Annotated in this window: 15 protein-coding genes; 12 read left to right on the forward strand and 3 right to left on the reverse strand. The window is 39.3% G+C overall.

The window, feature by feature from the left end:
• The first annotated feature begins 520 nt into the window (after positions 1–520).
• From ACFSGI_RS04550 to mgrA, 6 genes are all read left to right on the forward strand, one after another.
• Positions 521–1,483 carry a sugar kinase gene (locus ACFSGI_RS04550; protein WP_204823000.1) on the forward strand — a complete coding sequence of 321 codons (963 nt, stop codon included), beginning with the start codon at positions 521–523 and terminating at the stop codon, positions 1,481–1,483.
• Between the two features lie 27 nt (positions 1,484–1,510).
• Positions 1,511–2,173: a bifunctional 2-keto-4-hydroxyglutarate aldolase/2-keto-3-deoxy-6-phosphogluconate aldolase gene (locus ACFSGI_RS04555; protein WP_204823001.1), complete on the forward strand. Its 663-nt coding sequence runs from the start codon at positions 1,511–1,513 to the stop codon at positions 2,171–2,173.
• Positions 2,174–2,351: 178 nt separating this feature from the next.
• The gene (locus tag ACFSGI_RS04560; RefSeq protein WP_204823002.1) at positions 2,352–3,176 is read left to right on the forward strand and encodes an alpha/beta fold hydrolase; all 825 of its coding nucleotides are present in this window, start codon (positions 2,352–2,354) and stop codon (positions 3,174–3,176) included.
• A gap of 51 nt (positions 3,177–3,227) precedes the next feature.
• Positions 3,228–4,001 carry an HAD family hydrolase gene (locus tag ACFSGI_RS04565; RefSeq protein WP_204823003.1) on the forward strand — a complete coding sequence of 258 codons (774 nt, stop codon included), beginning with the start codon at positions 3,228–3,230 and terminating at the stop codon, positions 3,999–4,001.
• Between the two features lie 54 nt (positions 4,002–4,055).
• Complete coding sequence (locus tag ACFSGI_RS04570) at positions 4,056–4,790, forward strand: NAD-dependent protein deacylase (RefSeq protein WP_204823004.1); 735 nt, start codon at positions 4,056–4,058, stop codon at positions 4,788–4,790.
• Between the two features lie 106 nt (positions 4,791–4,896).
• On the forward strand, positions 4,897–5,901 hold the full coding sequence (gene mgrA, locus ACFSGI_RS04575) for an L-glyceraldehyde 3-phosphate reductase (protein ID WP_204823005.1): 1,005 nt from the start codon (positions 4,897–4,899) through the stop codon (positions 5,899–5,901).
• A gap of 75 nt (positions 5,902–5,976) precedes the next feature.
• Here the strand turns inward: mgrA and ACFSGI_RS04580 are convergent, their stop codons facing one another.
• The 3 genes from ACFSGI_RS04580 to ACFSGI_RS04590 all read right to left on the reverse strand — a co-directional run bounded on the left by ACFSGI_RS04580 (position 5,977) and on the right by ACFSGI_RS04590 (position 8,808).
• Positions 5,977–7,224, reverse strand: coding sequence for an MFS transporter (locus tag ACFSGI_RS04580; protein WP_204823006.1), 1,248 nt, complete (start codon positions 7,222–7,224; stop codon positions 5,977–5,979).
• A 161-nt stretch (positions 7,225–7,385) separates the two neighbouring features.
• On the reverse strand, positions 7,386–7,859 hold the full coding sequence (locus ACFSGI_RS04585) for a MarR family transcriptional regulator (RefSeq protein WP_204823007.1): 474 nt from the start codon (positions 7,857–7,859) through the stop codon (positions 7,386–7,388).
• 85 nt (positions 7,860–7,944) lie between these two features.
• Entirely contained in the window at positions 7,945–8,808 is an 864-nt protein-coding gene (locus tag ACFSGI_RS04590; RefSeq protein ID WP_379282556.1) for an AraC family transcriptional regulator, read from the reverse strand.
• A gap of 385 nt (positions 8,809–9,193) precedes the next feature.
• Between ACFSGI_RS04590 and galE the strand changes: the two genes are divergently transcribed.
• From galE to glcT, 6 genes are all read left to right on the forward strand, one after another.
• Positions 9,194–10,186 carry a UDP-glucose 4-epimerase GalE gene (gene galE / locus ACFSGI_RS04595; RefSeq protein WP_204823008.1) on the forward strand — a complete coding sequence of 331 codons (993 nt, stop codon included), beginning with the start codon at positions 9,194–9,196 and terminating at the stop codon, positions 10,184–10,186.
• A complete protein-coding gene (locus ACFSGI_RS04600) occupies positions 10,179–11,786 on the forward strand; it encodes a UDP-glucose--hexose-1-phosphate uridylyltransferase (RefSeq protein WP_204823009.1) in 1,608 nt (535 codons plus the stop codon). The genes galE and ACFSGI_RS04600 overlap by 8 nt, the downstream gene beginning before the upstream one ends.
• 287 nt (positions 11,787–12,073) lie before the next feature.
• Positions 12,074–13,237: an iron-containing alcohol dehydrogenase gene (locus ACFSGI_RS04605; protein ID WP_204823010.1), complete on the forward strand. Its 1,164-nt coding sequence runs from the start codon at positions 12,074–12,076 to the stop codon at positions 13,235–13,237.
• Between the two features lie 208 nt (positions 13,238–13,445).
• A complete protein-coding gene (locus ACFSGI_RS04610; protein ID WP_204823011.1) occupies positions 13,446–13,967 on the forward strand; it encodes an NfeD family membrane protein in 522 nt (173 codons plus the stop codon).
• Positions 13,968–14,041: 74 nt separating this feature from the next.
• Positions 14,042–15,679 (forward strand): flotillin family protein, encoded by a 1,638-nt coding sequence (locus tag ACFSGI_RS04615; RefSeq protein ID WP_379282560.1) that lies wholly within the window; start codon positions 14,042–14,044, stop codon positions 15,677–15,679.
• Positions 15,680–15,869: 190 nt separating this feature from the next.
• Positions 15,870–16,736, forward strand: coding sequence for a glucose PTS transporter transcription antiterminator GlcT (gene glcT / locus ACFSGI_RS04620; RefSeq protein WP_204824907.1), 867 nt, complete (start codon positions 15,870–15,872; stop codon positions 16,734–16,736).
• Positions 16,737–16,871: the final 135 nt, after the last annotated feature.

Genomic DNA, 16,871 nt, shown 5'->3' on the forward strand with positions numbered 1-16,871 from the left:
ATTCATATAAGTGTAAGCATGGAACGCCATGTATACTTATCCGTTACTTACCCGTCTCATTTAGAGTGAAACGAAAAATTAGGAATGAGTTGGAAAAAAATATAAAGATAGACTAGAAAATCATAGTGATTTTAATTGTAAAAGATCGTTATTACTTTTGAAAAAAAGTATGTTATTGAACATAATGAATTGCAGAGTAGAATTATTGAGAGATAGAAAGTTCTACCAATTGATCAGTCTAATGTTTTCACTATAGTTGAGCAAGTAGCTATAGATGAAACATTTATTATATTGATCTGAAATAACGTATGTGGAGTAGCATATAGAGTTTATTTTAAAAATAAACAAAAAACTTTTTATTTTTGTGATTTAATTCACGATAGAAAAACGTATCTATCGTTAAAATTGTATATACATGATAAAGCTATGTCATTGACAACAAAGAAAGCGGTTGCGACAATGGTAAATATGACCAGCTACATATTACGCATGATTTTGGATGCACTCAGGAGGCTTAACAATGAACAATCAGCATACTTACCCGGAAGTGGTCACTTTCGGTGAGTCTATGGGGTTGATGACTGCGGATGATTCTCGTGGTCTGGAGTACGCTGCCAATCTACACAAATCATTTGGCGGTGCTGAAAGTAATCTAGCGATCGGTATTGCTCGCTTGGGGCACACTGTCGGTTGGTTCGGTCGTCTTGGTGCTGATCCGCTAGGGCGCATGATTCAAAAAGCAATTCGAGGTGAAGGTGTAGATGTGTCTCGCTCGGTGCTAGCAGAAGGAGAACAGACAGGATTAATGTTACGAGAAAATGTATCCGGTCATGCTTCGGTGCATTATTATCGTAAGCACTCAGCAGCCAGTCGAATGACTCCAGATGATCTCGATGCAGCCTATATCAGCCAGGCTAACATATTGCATGTTACAGGAATCACAGCAGCTATTAGTGAATCTGGATTGGCAACTGTAGAAAAAGCGATAGAGATTGCTAGACAGGCAGGTGTCAAAGTCTGTTTTGATCCGAATTTACGACTCAAATTATGGACTATTGAACAGGCTCGTCCTGTATTATTGCGTCTAGCCGAGCAATGTGATTATTTTTTACCAGGCTTGGATGAACTGAGTTTGTTGTATCAAACAGAAGATGAAGCACAGATTTTTGAGCGTCTGAATACATTATCAGCAGTCTGTATTGTCAAAGGCGGTCCTAATTTGACGTATGTACTGGATCAAGGGCAGAAGTTGGAAGTTCCTTATTTCAAAGCAGAACGTGTATTAGATACCGTAGGAGCAGGAGATGGATTCTGCGCTGGATTTATTGTTGGATTGTTACGCGGATATGAAGTGACTGAAGCTGTACGTCTCGGTAATCTAAATGGTTCTATGGTTATTCAAGCTGTAGGCGACTGGGAAGCATTACCAACTCATGAGCAAGTGGAAGCGAAGTTAAACAATAAAGTTCATATCGAACGCTAAACTTACAAACTAAAGGAGCATATACCGATGAAAAAACTACAGTTGATACAAAAAATAGTCGATAACGGTGTGGTAGCTGTTTTACGCGGAGATTCGGCAGATCAAGTATTTACGATGGCAGAACAAGCGATTGCTGGTGGAATCAAAATTATTGAGATTACTATGACAGTGCCGGGCGCATTGAAAGCCATTGAAAAATTAAGTCGCATGTATAGCTGGAAAGCAGATGCGTCAGAAAACTTTGCTATTATTGGAGCAGGAACAGTCCTGGAACCACAGACAGCACGCGCAGCAATTATGGCTGGAGCCGAATTTGTTGTCGGGCCTTCGTTGAATCCAGAAACGGTCAAAATCTGTAATTTATATCGTGTGCCTGTATTACCTGGCGTGACTACACTTGAAGGAATACAACATGCGCTTGAACTGGGTGTAGATATTGTTAAATTATTCCCGGGCAACCTATACGATCCGTCTATTATCAAAACGTTAAAAGGCCCTATGCCACAAGCCAATATTATGCCTACCGGTGGTGTATCGTTAGCTAATCTAGGAGAATGGATCAAAGCAGGAGCTGTGGCTGTAGGGATTGGCTCTGATCTAACAACAGAAGCACTCAAAACAGGAGATTATGGTCTGGTACGTCAAAAAGCAGAGCAATACATGGAAGCTTATTATCAGGCTAAGCAGTAATAAGGCTTTAGTCTTTGCCAAAATGCAGACGTGTGCATAAATGATAAAACTTTTAAAAATAAACAATGGTTCCCTAACATGATATAATCACATAAGAAGCAGCCTGTTGTCCTGCGAAGGAAACGGGCTGTTGCTTTATATAGCGCTAGGATGAATGTGGAAGGGGAATCATAGATTTATGTTTAGAAAGAATCGGAATCAATTTGGAAGTTATGGCAGTACACGCAAGCGCAGTCGCGCTGGAAAGATCGGTAAAATTCTACTCGTTATTCTGATTGTGCTTATTCTTGCGGCAGGAGCGGCGGCATGGTATGTATTTACACCGTATACGCCAACCAGTCAGGCTCAGCAAGCTTTAGTCTCTGGAACCGACAAGATCGCAGTGCAAGATACAGAAGAATGGATATCTTTTAGCAATGCCAAACCTAAAGGAAATAGCATTATTTTTTACCCGGGTGCAAGAGTTAAGCCAGAAGCTTATAGCTTATTTGCTCATGATCTAGCAAAAAGTGGACATACGGTATACATTATGAAAATGCCGTTTAATTTTGCCTTTTTCAAAACCGATGCAGCGCAAGCTGTGATTGATCGCTATCCTGATGAGAAGTTTGTGATTGGAGGTCATTCATTGGGCGGTGTATTTGCAGCCCGTTATGCGGCCGCACATCTGGATCATATCGCCGGTGTATTTTTCCTAGCTTCTTATCCAGAGCAAAAAGGAAATCTGCAAAAAACAGATATCCCTGTGTTATCGATTACTGCTTCTAAAGATGGATTGCTCAAAAAAGATACGTATGAAGCGGCACGTGCTTTTTTACCACAACAAACCGTTTATTATAGTATTGAAGGTGGTAATCATGCTCAATTTGGTAGTTATGGTGAGCAAAAAGACGATCTGCCTGCTCAAATTGATGCAGACGAACAACGTAAGCAGACGGTAAATACTATTTTGGGCTGGATGAAAGAAATTCCTGCTACTCAGAAGTCTGCAACGAAAAAGTAATCATTTCTATGAGAATATTCTAGATACCTGTAGCTAAAGGGGTACAAGCCAATGGTACGTTTGCAAATCAAAACACAACAAGTACATTGTGATGCTCTTTTATTTGACAAAGATGGGACATTGTTTGATTTTATGCAGTTGTGGGGATCATGGGCTGAACGCATGTTGACTCAGATCGAGAATCATTTGCAAGCTAGCGGTCATTCGTTGATCGGAGATCGAGAGCATGTATTTGGTACTCGCTATAATCAAGAAGGTCATCTGATCGATTATGATCGCTGTGGGCCACTGGCGATGGCTTCGGTCGAACAATCCACAGCGGTACTAGCATGGCAATTGTATGCTACAGGTACACCATGGGATCAAGCGATAGCTCAGATTCGTCAGTTCAGTGATATAGCAATGCAACATATAGAAAAGGAACGTCCGGTGCAACCATTGCCCGGACTGCTTCTATTTCTAGAGCAATGTCGTACAATACAGCTTCCACTTGCTGTTATTACAGCAGATTGGACATCTGAAGCGGTAAAACATCTTCGTTGGAGTGGATTGGAAAGTTATTTTCAATATATTATCGGTAGTGATCAAGTACAACAAAGCAAGCCTGCACCTGATCTGGTCTATATAGCATGTGAACGTTTGGGTATGTCACCGCATCAGACTGTATTGATCGGAGATAGTAATGCAGATATGCAGATGGGTCAGAATGCAGGTATCCCTTGTTGTATTGGTATCAGTTCTTCTGAAGAATCAGCTCTTACCGAGTTACCGGATGCTCATATGATCATTATGAATTACGATCAGCTTGCTATAATAAAAGAATAAATATCTAAAACGATTATAAAGTAGACAAAGGGAAGAAAAGAGGAGCCTACGATTATGGATAAAATAGAACAATTAACGACATGGATACAAGAATCAAAGCGAATTGTCTTTTTCGGTGGAGCAGGCACATCGACAGAAAGTGGCATCCCGGATTTTCGCTCTGCACAAGGATTATACAGTGAAAATGGGAAAAGAGGTTATTCGCCTGAAGAAATGTTAAGCCGTCCTTTTTTTGAAAAAGAAACAGAGTTGTTTTTTGAATTTTACCGTAGTAAATTGATCCATCCGCAAGCCAAGCCTAATCCGGTACATCATGTATTAGCTTTGTTAGAAAAGCAGGGGAAGCTATTGTCTATTATTACGCAAAATATAGATGGTCTTCACCAGATGGCAGGTAATCGTAATGTGTTGGAACTGCATGGTTCTATTCATCGTAATTACTGTACAACATGCAAGCAACAATATACATTAGACGATGTACTGGCTCAATCAGGAGTACCACGTTGTCCGATTGATCAAGGCGTAATCAGACCGGATGTAGTGTTATATGGAGAATCATTAGATCAAGATGTGCTTGAACAGACAGTAGAAGTGTTATCTCAAGCTGATCTATTATTGATTGGTGGTACTTCGCTAACAGTCTATCCAGCAGCAGGATTGGTATCTTATTTCCGCGGGAAACATACTGTCTTGTTAAATGCTTCACCAACAGGTCATGATCGTCAAGCTGACTTATTGATTACAGATCCAATGGGTAGTGTGATGGAACAAGTACAACAACGCCTTTAGATATCATTTTAGCGAAATGAATTTATTTGCATAATGGTAACGCTTACGCTATGATTTGGAAGATGTGAATATATCCATTTTTGCTTGAAGAAGGGTAGGGGTTATTGTGGTCTATGTAGCTTCAGAAAAGCGTTATGAAGAGATGAAGTACAATCGTAGCGGTCGTTCGGGATTGAAATTACCAGCGATTTCGTTAGGATTATGGCATAATTTTGGTGGAATTAATGTCTATGAGAATAGTCGTGAAATGATCACGCGTTCTTTTGATATAGGAATTACGCATTTTGATCTGGCAAATAACTATGGCCCTCCTGCAGGTTCAGCAGAAGAAACATTTGGACAAGTATTGAAGCATGATCTTGCGGCTTATCGGGATGAGATGATTATTTCGACCAAAGCCGGTTATTATATGTGGCCAGGGCCTTATGGAGAATGGGGTTCTCGCAAAAATTTATTATCCAGCCTTGATCAGAGTCTAAAGCGGATGAATATAGATTATGTAGATATTTTCTACTCTCATCGTTTTGATCCAGAGACTCCGTTAGAAGAAACCATGATGGCTTTAGATTATGCTGTACGTTCGGGTAAAGCTTTGTATGCAGGGATTTCTAGTTATTCCGCAGAGCAGACACGCGAAGCGGCTTCTATTTTAAAACAATTAGGTACACCTTTGACGATTCATCAGCCTAACTATTCTATGGTTAATCGGTGGATCGAAGATGGTTTGCAAGATGTGCTTGAAGAAACAGGTACAGGAAGTATTGCGTTCTGTCCGCTTGCGCAAGGATTGTTAACTAGCAAATATTTGAAAGGTGTACCTGAAGATTCACGAGCAGCCGGTTCGTCTGTCTTTTTAAGTGAAGATTCGATTACACCGGAAAGTATTCGCAAAGCACAAGCGCTAAACGAAGTGGCTTCAGAGCGTGGACAAAGTCTGGCTCAATTAGCATTAGCATGGGCTTTACGTGGAGGCAAATTAACGTCTGCTCTTATCGGTGCAAGTCGTGTTTCTCAGATTGAAGAAAATGTGGCTGCATTAAACAATCTTGATTTCACACAAGCTGAATTGGATCGTATCGATTCGATTTTGCAAACAGATGAAGCTAAGTAAACAAGAGTAGGAAATAGAGTAACAGAATTACACTATTATTTTTAATTTTCAAGAAAAAAAAGCTTTAGAACATAATCATGTTCTAAAGCTTTTTTGTTGTACCATTTTTACACCTTTATGCAAAACGATGATAGCCAAGAAGATCAGTATGATTCCCAACCAAGCAGGAGCAGCATGACCGAGTAAAATATAGAGTTGACCTCCAATAAGAGGACCGATCATTCTAGCCAAAGCTTGGATCGATTGACTTCCTCCTTGTACTCTTCCTTGTTCACTAGCATCTACAGATTTGGAGAGCATACCGTTAAATGCAGGTCCGAAGATCGAATCACCGCAACCAAATACAAACAGCCCTGCGATAAAAAGAGGATAATAAGTAAATCCGATCGATACTGCAATAAGTGCATAACCCATAATTTCGGCAATCATACCGAATGTAGCGATTTGTTGATCACTGTATTTTTTCAAAAGTTGAGGCATAATCAGACCTTGAGCAATAATATCTTGCACTCCAAGGATTGAAAACATCAACCCGATTAATACAGGCTTCCAATGAAATGTATCTATCGTTAATTGAGAAAAGATAGCTTGCAAAGATCCATTTGGAATCCAGAGTAAAAAAGCAGATAACAGCAATCGATTTATATTTTTGATGGAAAGTAAAGCAGACAGTTGTGAAAAAGGGTTTAACTTTTTGAGTGTCATTTGTTGTTGTCTATATTCTGGTTTGAGACTTTCTGGCATAAAGAAGATTCCATATACCATATTGAGCAACGTAATAACAGCTCCAAAATATAAAGGGAATGTATAATCAAATTTAGCGAGCACTCCGCCTAATGTAGGACCGATAATAGTGGCTACACCTACAACAGCACCTAACCACCCGAAATATTTGGTTCGTTGTTGCGCAGGGATAATATCTGCAAAGTAAGCAAAGATGGTACTGATACTTCCGCCTGTTATCCCTTCGATAATACGCCCTACAAACAATACCCATAACGCTCCACCAATACCAAAAATCAAATATCCAATAGCTGAACCGAGCAGACATAATAACAGGATAGGACGACGACCATATTTATCACTTAACGATCCAAGTACAGGTGCAGCCAGAAATACGCAAAGAGCATACACAGACATCAATAACGTAACCATTAGTGCTTGTTCTGCTGAAGAATGAACATAAGGTTGAATTAAAAAAGGAACGACAGGAGCTATAATGCTGAATCCAATTCCGCAAAGAAATACAGAAATCAGTCCAAAGCGCAAAGCATGTTTATTTACAGGTGGTGCGGTAGGTGATGAATGATGAGATGTAGACAATAGTGATCTCTCCTTATTTTTTCATATTGATTCCTGGGAAACAAATTTATAATATTATGATTTTGTTTCCTTGTCAACAAAAATAAAATATAAAAAAGACAACTCACTTATAATGAAGAGTGGTTGTCTAGGATAGATTCTATATATTTAACATATATCTGTTATTCGGGCTTTGGATCATGATCTAACTTTTTAATTTCATGATCTAAATGATTACTGTATCTTTCTATAAAATGAAGCATACGATCAAATTGTTCATCAGTCACTTGTTCAAATACTACTTGATCTCGTTCTTCAAATTCTTGATGTAATTGATCATGTACTTGCTGAATTTGGAGCCCTTTTTCTGTAAGTTTGAAATAAATTTCTTTTTTGTTATCCGCTTTCTGATAGCTTTCGATCAGTTGTTTGTCGATCAACTTTTTAGTGATTTTGCTTATTGCTCCTCTTGTCATATACATAGACTCTGCCATTTTAGTTACATTTGCATCAGTATGGTTACCAATATATTCGATACAGTGTACTTCAGAAGGCTTATAATCATTCAGAGCACTTTCCAGTTTGAGTTTATTTAGCCAGACCATTTTACTAAATAAATCTCGAAAATTAGTCAGTACCTGTTCTTTTTTATTCATTCCTTTATTCCTTCTCCCGCTTATGATATTCACTGCATAGATAGAATCACTATAACGATCATATCTATGGGGTGATGTTACAAAATCATTTATGGTTATACTGATGAACAGAAGCTCGATATGCGGTAGGCGATACTTGATAAAACCGTTTGAACTGCTTAGAAAAATAAAGAGCATCGGTTAAACCGACAGAAGCTGCTATCTGCTGTGTAGATAACTCTGGACGTTCTCGTAATAACTGACGTGCTTTATCGATTCGTAATTTGAGCAGATAGGTTACCGGTGTCATACCTGTTTCTTTTTTGAATATACGAGACATATATGCTCGATTATACCCGAGACTATTACACATATCTTCAATCGATACAGGATGGGCATATTGACTGGACATATAATGAATCATTTGTTTGACGATACGGCGGGTCATCGATTGCGTACCAGGAAGTACAGCTTGCTGCATCATTAAGTCACTAAGTTCTGCTAAAATAAGATGGAGATATCCGAGTGCAGCCAGATCAGAGCTTTCTTTTTGACTGGCAAATGAAACAAGCAATTGTTCCAAATAAGTGCCGATCCGCTTTTGATCACCAGAACGAGCTATCGGAGCATGTAGAGTAAATCCTACTTTTTCTACTAAAGTGGTAGCTTCTTGTCCGGCAAACGCAAGCCAGCGATAATGCCAGGGTTGGTTCGGATCGGAAATATAACTAACCAGTTGACCGGGATGAATCAAAAATAAATCTCCTTCAGATAGATGATAGGTTCGTTCTTCAGTTATAAATTGTCCATGACCACTTTCGATATAATGTAGCAAATAATAATCATATATTTTGGGACCCAGTCGATGATCAGGATCTGTCTGACTTTCTCCAGCAAACAATACATACAAAGCTCCCTGATCATGAAAAATAGGATTAGGTGAAACTTGATACGTTTTGGCGGTTGTCATTATCAAGCACTCCTTTTTAATAGTCAACAGCCGAAGTCACATTTGTCCATATAGATCACACATCTATTCATTACATCTTATGATATTCATATAGTATACTTAGTTCAAGTCAAATATTCAAAACTACGTTATATTAAAGTAAATCAAGGTAAAAACGTATTATTTATTATCTACAGCAACGCAAAATGTATATCTATTCAGTATAATAATAATGAGTCGTAACAGACATAAGGTCACATCGATACTGCTTATTATGATCTATCTATAGATCAGTATCTGCTTTTCTCAAATTGATTTATGATGCAAATCTGTTGTTTATATGCTCTTCACAAAAGAGCGTTACACTAGACATCAGCATATATACTACTATTAGGAGGCGAATGAAATGGCAATATTAGTAACAGGTGGAGCAGGTTATATCGGATCGCATACAGTAGCGGATTTATTAGAGCGTGGGGAAGAAGTAGTGGTGATTGATAATTTGTTAACAGGGAATCGTGAAGCACTGTTAGGTGGTACATTATACGAAGGCGATCTACGGGATAAAGAATTGTTAGCACGTATTTTTGCAGAAAATGATATTACAGCAGTCATCCATTTTGCAGCAAGCTCATTAGTAGGCGAAAGTATGCAAAATCCTTTCAAATATTATGATAACAATGTCTATGGAGCGATGTGTCTACTGGATGCAATGCAACAAGCAGGCGTGAAAAAAATCGTATTTTCTTCAACAGCGGCAACGTACGGTGAACCGGAAAAAGTACCGATTGAAGAAAGTGATCGTACAGAACCAGCAAACGTATACGGTGAAACCAAGTTGATGATGGAACGCATGATGAATTGGTTTGATAAAGTACATGGTATTCGTTATGTAGCATTACGTTACTTCAATGCAGCAGGCGCACACATCAGTGGCAAAATTGGAGAAGATCATCGTCCAGAATCACATTTAATCCCGTTGGTATTGCAGACAGCACTAGGTCAACGTGAATTTATCTCTGTATTCGGTGAAGATTATCCAACAGAAGATGGTACATGTGTACGTGATTATATCCATGTTAGTGATCTAGCAGATGCTCATATCAAATCTGTAGAGTATTTGAACAATGATGGTGTAAGTAACGTATTCAATCTAGGTAACGGTCAAGGATTCTCGGTTAAGCAAGTGATAGAGACCGCAGTCAAAGTCACTGGACGCGATATTCCTGTCAAATTTGAAGCACGTCGTAGTGGTGATCCAGCAGTATTGGTAGCTTCTTCTGAGAAAGCACGCTCTGTACTGGGTTGGAAACCTTCTTATAATCAATTAGAAGATATTATTAGTGGTGCATGGCAATGGCACGAATCTCATCCACAAGGATATGGTGATCATGAGTAATTCAGTAGAACGGACAACCGAACAGAATAGTGCACTTTTAGCGATAGATGAACTGATTAAGTTCGCTTTTGATAAAGGATTGATTAAAGGAGCAGATATCGATTACGGACGGAATCTATTGTTAAAGCAATTCCAGTTCGATGAGCCTTACAATCCTGATGTACCTGCAATTCATATGATCGCTCAGGGACAGGCGGCGGCTGAACCTCAAGTCATGTTAGATACTTTGATCGATTATGCATACAGTATTGGTCTACTTGTGGAAAATACAGATACGTATCGTGATCTGATGGATGCGGAAATTATGGGACTATTGATGGCACGCCCATCTGAAGTAACAGGTGATTTTTTCGATACATTAGATCGTGAAGGTATTGAATCAGCAACCAGTGAATTTTACCAGTTATCGATCAATTCTAACTATATTCGAATGGATCGCGTCTCCAAAAATGTATATTGGAAACAACCAACTTCTTATGGTGAAATGGAAATGACGATCAATCTATCCAAGCCTGAGAAGTCGTCAGCCGAGATTGCTTTGGCCAAATTAATGCCACCACCATCTTATCCAAAATGTCAGTTGTGTCGCGAAAATGTAGGTTATGCAGGACGTATTAATCATCCAGCCAGACAAAATCTACGTGTAATTCCGCTTCAATTGAATGGAGAATCATGGCTGTTCCAGTATTCGCCTTATGTGTATTACAACGAGCACTGTATCGTATTGCATCATGATCATGTACCGATGAAATTAACCAAAGACACATTCCGTCGTCTGCTCGATTTTGTCGATGAATTTCCGCATTACTTCCTCGGATCTAATGCAGACTTGCCGATTGTAGGCGGTTCGATTTTAACGCATGATCATTTTCAAGGTGGACGACATACATTCCCGATTGAGCGTGCAACTGTAGAAGAAGTATATGGTCATGCTGTTCATGACGATATTACATTAGAATTGGTCAACTGGCCGATGTCTGTAGTGCGTCTACGCGCGAATAATTCTTCTTTATTGTTGAACTCTGCTAACGAAATCTATGAAGCATGGAAACAGTACAGTGACGCTGAAGTAGATATTCTAGCATCAACGATTCAAAATGGAGAATCAGTTCGTCACAATACCGTTACACCAATTGTTCGTCGTCGTGACGGTCAATATGAGATTGATCTTGTACTCCGTAATAACCGTACCAATGAACAATATCCAGATGGCATTTTCCATCCTCATCCTGAAATGCATCATCTAAAACGTGAAAATATCGGGTTGATCGAAGTGATGGGCTTAGCTATTTTGCCAGGTCGATTAAAAGAAGAATTGGATCAGATTGCTTCGATTTTGACAGGAGATATCGCTGTGTTGGAAATGATCAGACAACAACCTGAACATCCGTTAGCGATACACTTGTTATGGATTGAACATCTGGTTGAAGCATATGGAACAGAGCTAGACCACGATCAAGCCACCTTAACGATTCAAAATGAAGTCGGCACCAAATTTGCTGAAATTCTAGAACACGCAGGTGTATACAAACGCAATGATCAAGGACGCGAAGCATTCCGTCGTTTTATTACCAAAATGAATTATGTCTTAAAAAGTTAAATGTAATGCTAGTCAATCTACTATCTCTGGGTAATGATAAGAGGTAGTAGATTTTTTTATGATTTCATCAAATATAATTGTGTGAAATTGATGTTACAAGCAGTTTCATCGGAAAACTTTGTTTTTATCTGTATAAGGTATATAATTGTAAAGGGCTGAGGAACAGTAACTTACTTATAACTTATTACAGCAGTTGTCCTACAGTTGAGGTGTTAGATGTATTTTTATAGGTATAGAGAAGAATAACTTCATCTATGCAATCGTTATATTCCAAGGAGGAATTTTGAATGAATTCATTTGAATTTTATAATCCAACCCGTCTTATTTTTGGTAAAGGTCAACTTGAAAAGTTGAAAAGAGAAGTAGGTAACTACGGTAAAAACGTATTGCTTGTATATGGTGGCGGTAGTATCAAACGTGCAGGTCTATATGACAAAGTCATCGGTTATCTAAACGAAGCAGGCGCTAACATTACAGAACTTGCTGGCGTAGAACCGAATCCACGTTTGTCTACAGTACACAAAGGTGTAGATTTGTGTAAAACGAATAACATTGACTTGATTCTTGCTGTTGGTGGCGGTAGTGTACTTGACTGTGCCAAAGCAATTGCTGTTGGTGCAAAATATGATGGCGACATGTGGGACTTTGCACAACGCAAAGCAGCTCCTACCGATGCATTACCATTAGGTACTGTATTAACAATGGCAGCAACAGGTTCAGAAATGAACAGCGGTTCTGTAATTACAAATACAGAAACACAAGAAAAATTAGGTTGGGGTAGTGCATATTCATTCCCTGCATTCTCTATCCTTGATCCAGAAAACACATATTCCTTGCCTAAAGACCAAACGGTCTATGGTATCGTAGATATGATGTCTCATGTATTAGAACATTATTTCCATGCTGAAAAGAATACCGATATTCAAGATGGATTCTGTGAATCGATTCTACGTGGTGTTATTGATGCTGGACCTAAATTGATCAATGATCTACAAAACTTTGAATTGCGTTCAACAATTATGTACGCAGGTACAATGGCATTGAACGGTGTAGTGAATATGGGTTATAACGGAGACTGGGCGACTCACAATATCGAGCATGCCGTTTCTGCTGTATACGATATCCCTCATGGTGGTGGACTTGCGATCTTGTTCCCGAACTGGATGCAACACAACTTGAAAGTAAACCCTGCTCGTTTTGCTAAATTAGCAGTCAATGTATTCAATGTAGACCCAACAGGTAAGAGCGATGAAGAAGTAGCTAATGAAGGTATCCAAGCATTGCGCGATTTCTGGACTTCTATCGATGCACCTAGCCGTCTAGCAGATTACGAAATCGATGATAGCCAAATCGATGTCATGGTAGACAAAGCAATGAAATTTGGCGCATTTGGTAACTTCAACAAGTTAGAAGCAGAAGATGTACGTAAAATCTACAGTATGTCTTTATAATCCCAACTCATTTTAATATTATATTGATGCACCAAGCTGTTTATTCCTGTCAGTGATGATAAGGAATAAACAGCTTTTTTTATGTATCGTTTAAAAAATGAAACTTTCCTTACCATCAATACGTAAATATAGGTATAACGCCAAAAAATGGTGGAAAAGAGCTGAATATCGCTTTTTTCCGTCAAATCAAAGAAAGGAGCGAACAGAAATGGAAACGCTATTTTGGATTTGCTTGATCACCGGTGCTTTGTATGCATTGTTTAGTTTGTTATTTGGTGACTTGCTTGGTGATGTACTGGGCGGTATCGATTTGCCCGGGTTCGATCTATTTAAGCCTGTTATTGTAGCGGCGGCTGTTACGTTGTTCGGTGGAGCAGGAATCATGTTAGTACGTTACAGTTCATTCGCTCCTTTAGCTGTGATACTGCTTGCACTATTGATTGCTGTTGTCGGAGGAATGTTTGTATTTTTTGTCTATGTCAAACCAATGGAACATAGTGAAGTATCCACAAGTTATTCGATTCAAGAAATGGTAGGGCGTATAGGAGAAGTGACTATCCCTATTCCACAAGTAGGATACGGCGAAGTCATGATTAAGCTTACAGGTGGCAACACGTTACATATTGCATACAGTTTTGATCGTTGTGCTATTGCCGCCGGTATGCGGGTAGTCATTGTAGAAGAAAAAGAAGGAACATTAGGTATATCACTTTTAGAAGATTCAGTATAAGTATTAGTAGCGTGCAAGCAGTATGACTATTTTTTGGCAAGCAAGCCTATATCAAACCAAAAGGGGCGAGGATTATGGCATTTGTAAACGAAATGTTTGTTGTACCTGCAATTGTGATTGTAGTCTTGATCGTACTTGGTATTACATTCTGGGCGAGGTACAAAACAGTTAGTACAGACGAAGCAATGGTGGTCACCGGTTCTTTTCTCGGTAGCCGTAATATTTCAGATGATGGAGCAGGGCGCAAAATTAAGATTGTACGCGGTGGCGGTGCATTTATTTTACCTGTGTTTCAAAAGTCTGAATTTTTATCGTTGTTATCGCACAAACTGGATGTAACAACGCCCGAAGTCTACACTGAGCAAGGTGTACCTGTGCTCGCAGATGGAGTAGCTATTATCAAAATCGGTAGTTCAGTAGAAGATGTCGCCACAGCGGCAGAACAGTTTATGGGCAAGCCGATTCAAGCTTTACAAGCGGAAGCACAAGAAGTATTAGAAGGACATTTGCGTTCGATTATGGGTTCGATGACTGTAGAAGAAGTGTATCGTAATCGTGATCGATTTGCGCAAGAAGTACAAAGTGTTGCTGCTCGCGATCTCAAAAAGATGGGTCTACAAATCGTCTCCTTTACGATCAAAGATATACGGGATAAGCATGGATATCTTGAATCGCTAGGTAAACCTCGAATCGCCGCCGTCAAAAGAGATGCAGAAATCGCTGAAGCTGAAGCGGTTAGAGATTCTCGTGTTCAGAAAGCACTAGCAGAAGAAGCCGGACAAAAAGCAGAGTTACTTAGAGATACTAATATAGCGGAAGCTTCTAAAGAAAAAGAATTAAAAGTAGCTTCGTTTAAAAAAGATCAGGATACAGCAAGAGCGGAAGCCGATCAGGCGTACCATATTCAAGAAGCCAAAGCCAAACAGATTATGATGGAAGAACAAATGAAAATCGAATTGGTTCGTAAAGAACGTGAGATTGATCTACAAGAACGAGAAATTACAGTACGTGAGAAATACTATGATGCAGAAGTGAAGAAAAAAGCCGAAGCGGATCGCTTCTCAGTTGAACAAGCAGCCGAAGCGGAAAAAGCTCGCAAAATGCGTCAAGCCGAAGCCCATCAATATTCGATCGAGACTGAAGCCAAAGCTTCTGCGGAACAACAACGTCTAGCCGGACAAGCGGAAGCTGATGCCGAACGTGCTAAAGGTACTGCCGAAGCCGAAGTGATTCGTTTGCGTGGTCTTGCTGAAGCTGAAGCGAAGCAAAAATTAGCCGAAGCATTTGAAAATTATGGACAAGCTGCAATACTTGATCTGGTTGCCAAAATGCTACCTGAATTAGCGGGTAAAATTGCAGAACCGATCAGTGCAATCGATAAATTAACCGTTGTTGATACAGGCAAAGGTGAAGGCGGAGGAGCAACCAGAGTCAGCAACTATGTAACAGAATTAATGGCAACCGCCCCAGAAATGCTTAGAAGTGTATCGGGACTGGATATTGAAGAATTAATTAAAGGATTTGCAGGTGGCAAATCACAGCAAGCTTCACATAACACTTCTAGCACTGATTCTGATATAGCTACTACCAAATATGCTCAACAGACAGCTCCTACTGAAGAGAGATTATCACTTTCAAGCCAGTCTCCAAATGATCAACAGGATACAACCACATCCACAGGAATCGGAATTTCCAGTGAACAAGAACGGTAATGGAAGAAACATATGTAATAATCATGCTATAAAGCAAACTCACTTTCAATGATGCAAAGACGACAAATCCTTATTCATCAAGGATTTGTCGTCTTCTTTATATCCATAGCTAGCCAGTAGATTGTATTGACTAGAGGGGGAATTTTTGGTAACTTTACGGGATGAAGGTGATCGTAAAAGGGGTGCAAATGTGAGCAGCCTACTTGTGGCTAAAGTGCTGAATAATAACGTTATTATCGCTGATCATCCTCAGTATGAAGAAGTTGTGGTGATTGGCAAAGGAATCGGCTTTAACCGTAAAGCGCGTGATGTGATTCCTTTAGATGTTGTCGAGAAGATGTTTATTTTAACCAATCAGCAAGAACAGGAACAATATAAGCAACTCGCGGTGCAGATCGACGAGCGTATTATCGAAGTTATTAACGAAATTATTTATTATATTAATTCGGAAAGTAAGACTCCACTGAATGAACATATTCATATCGCTTTAACCGATCATATTGCATTTGCAATTAAACGTGCCGAGCAAGGAATGACGATTCAGAATCCTTTTCTGTATGAGACACGAGAAATGTATCCGTTAGAATATAAATTAGCTGCTCATGCGTTAGAGATTATTCATGACAAGCTAGGTGTAGCTTTAGAAGAAGATGAGATTGGTTTTGTGGCACTGCATATTTATAGTGCGCTCACCGATCAACATATCACAGCGATCAAAGCGGATTCTCGTCTAATTGCCGATATGGTCAAAGTGATCGAAGATAGTCTCAAAATCTCTATTACAGGCGATACGCTGGATTATTCTCGTTTGCTTACTCATTTACGATTTGCGATTGAACGTATACGTAGAGGTGAAAAAGTAGCAGCTACTCATCGCTTAGAAGAAATGCTCAAAATGGAATATCCTGAAGTCTATTCGTTGTCATGGAAATTGACTAAGATGATGGAAAAGCGATTGCGCCGACCGGTCTACAAAGCTGAAGTAAGCTACCTGACCATGCATTTACAACGGTTTGTCGAGAAGCGTGAAGAGGAAGAAGAAAGTGCGCAAGAATAGATTCAAAATTGATTTAACCTTTTTTATTGAAAAGGCTTGCAGATTTAAAAAGTGGGTGCTATAATTCAGAACGTAATCAACAAATGAATAGCGGATTTTTAACGTGTTACTGATTCGATCAGGCATGAGTTAACA

It is taken from the genome of Paenibacillus nicotianae (assembly GCF_042681745.1).
GTDB classification, from domain to species: domain Bacteria; phylum Bacillota; class Bacilli; order Paenibacillales; family Paenibacillaceae; genus Saccharibacillus; species Saccharibacillus nicotianae.

Bases quoted from the DNA above. Each gene is read 5' to 3' on its own strand.
- galE (WP_204823008.1), top strand. From the start codon at position 9,194: ATGGCAATATTAGTAACAGGTGGAGCAGGTTATATCGGATCGCATACA.
- ACFSGI_RS04615 (WP_379282560.1), top strand. From the start codon at position 14,042: ATGGCATTTGTAAACGAAATGTTTGTTGTACCTGCAATTGTGATTGTA.
- ACFSGI_RS04600 (WP_204823009.1), top strand. From the start codon at position 10,179: ATGAGTAATTCAGTAGAACGGACAACCGAACAGAATAGTGCACTTTTA.
- ACFSGI_RS04605 (WP_204823010.1), top strand. From the start codon at position 12,074: ATGAATTCATTTGAATTTTATAATCCAACCCGTCTTATTTTTGGTAAA.
- ACFSGI_RS04565 (WP_204823003.1), top strand. From the start codon at position 3,228: ATGGTACGTTTGCAAATCAAAACACAACAAGTACATTGTGATGCTCTT.
- ACFSGI_RS04585 (WP_204823007.1), bottom strand. From the start codon at position 7,859: ATGAATAAAAAAGAACAGGTACTGACTAATTTTCGAGATTTATTTAGT.
- ACFSGI_RS04570 (WP_204823004.1), top strand. From the start codon at position 4,056: ATGGATAAAATAGAACAATTAACGACATGGATACAAGAATCAAAGCGA.
- ACFSGI_RS04550 (WP_204823000.1), top strand. From the start codon at position 521: ATGAACAATCAGCATACTTACCCGGAAGTGGTCACTTTCGGTGAGTCT.
- ACFSGI_RS04610 (WP_204823011.1), top strand. From the start codon at position 13,446: ATGGAAACGCTATTTTGGATTTGCTTGATCACCGGTGCTTTGTATGCA.
- ACFSGI_RS04555 (WP_204823001.1), top strand. From the start codon at position 1,511: ATGAAAAAACTACAGTTGATACAAAAAATAGTCGATAACGGTGTGGTA.
- ACFSGI_RS04590 (WP_379282556.1), bottom strand. From the start codon at position 8,808: ATGACAACCGCCAAAACGTATCAAGTTTCACCTAATCCTATTTTTCAT.
- ACFSGI_RS04560 (WP_204823002.1), top strand. From the start codon at position 2,352: ATGTTTAGAAAGAATCGGAATCAATTTGGAAGTTATGGCAGTACACGC.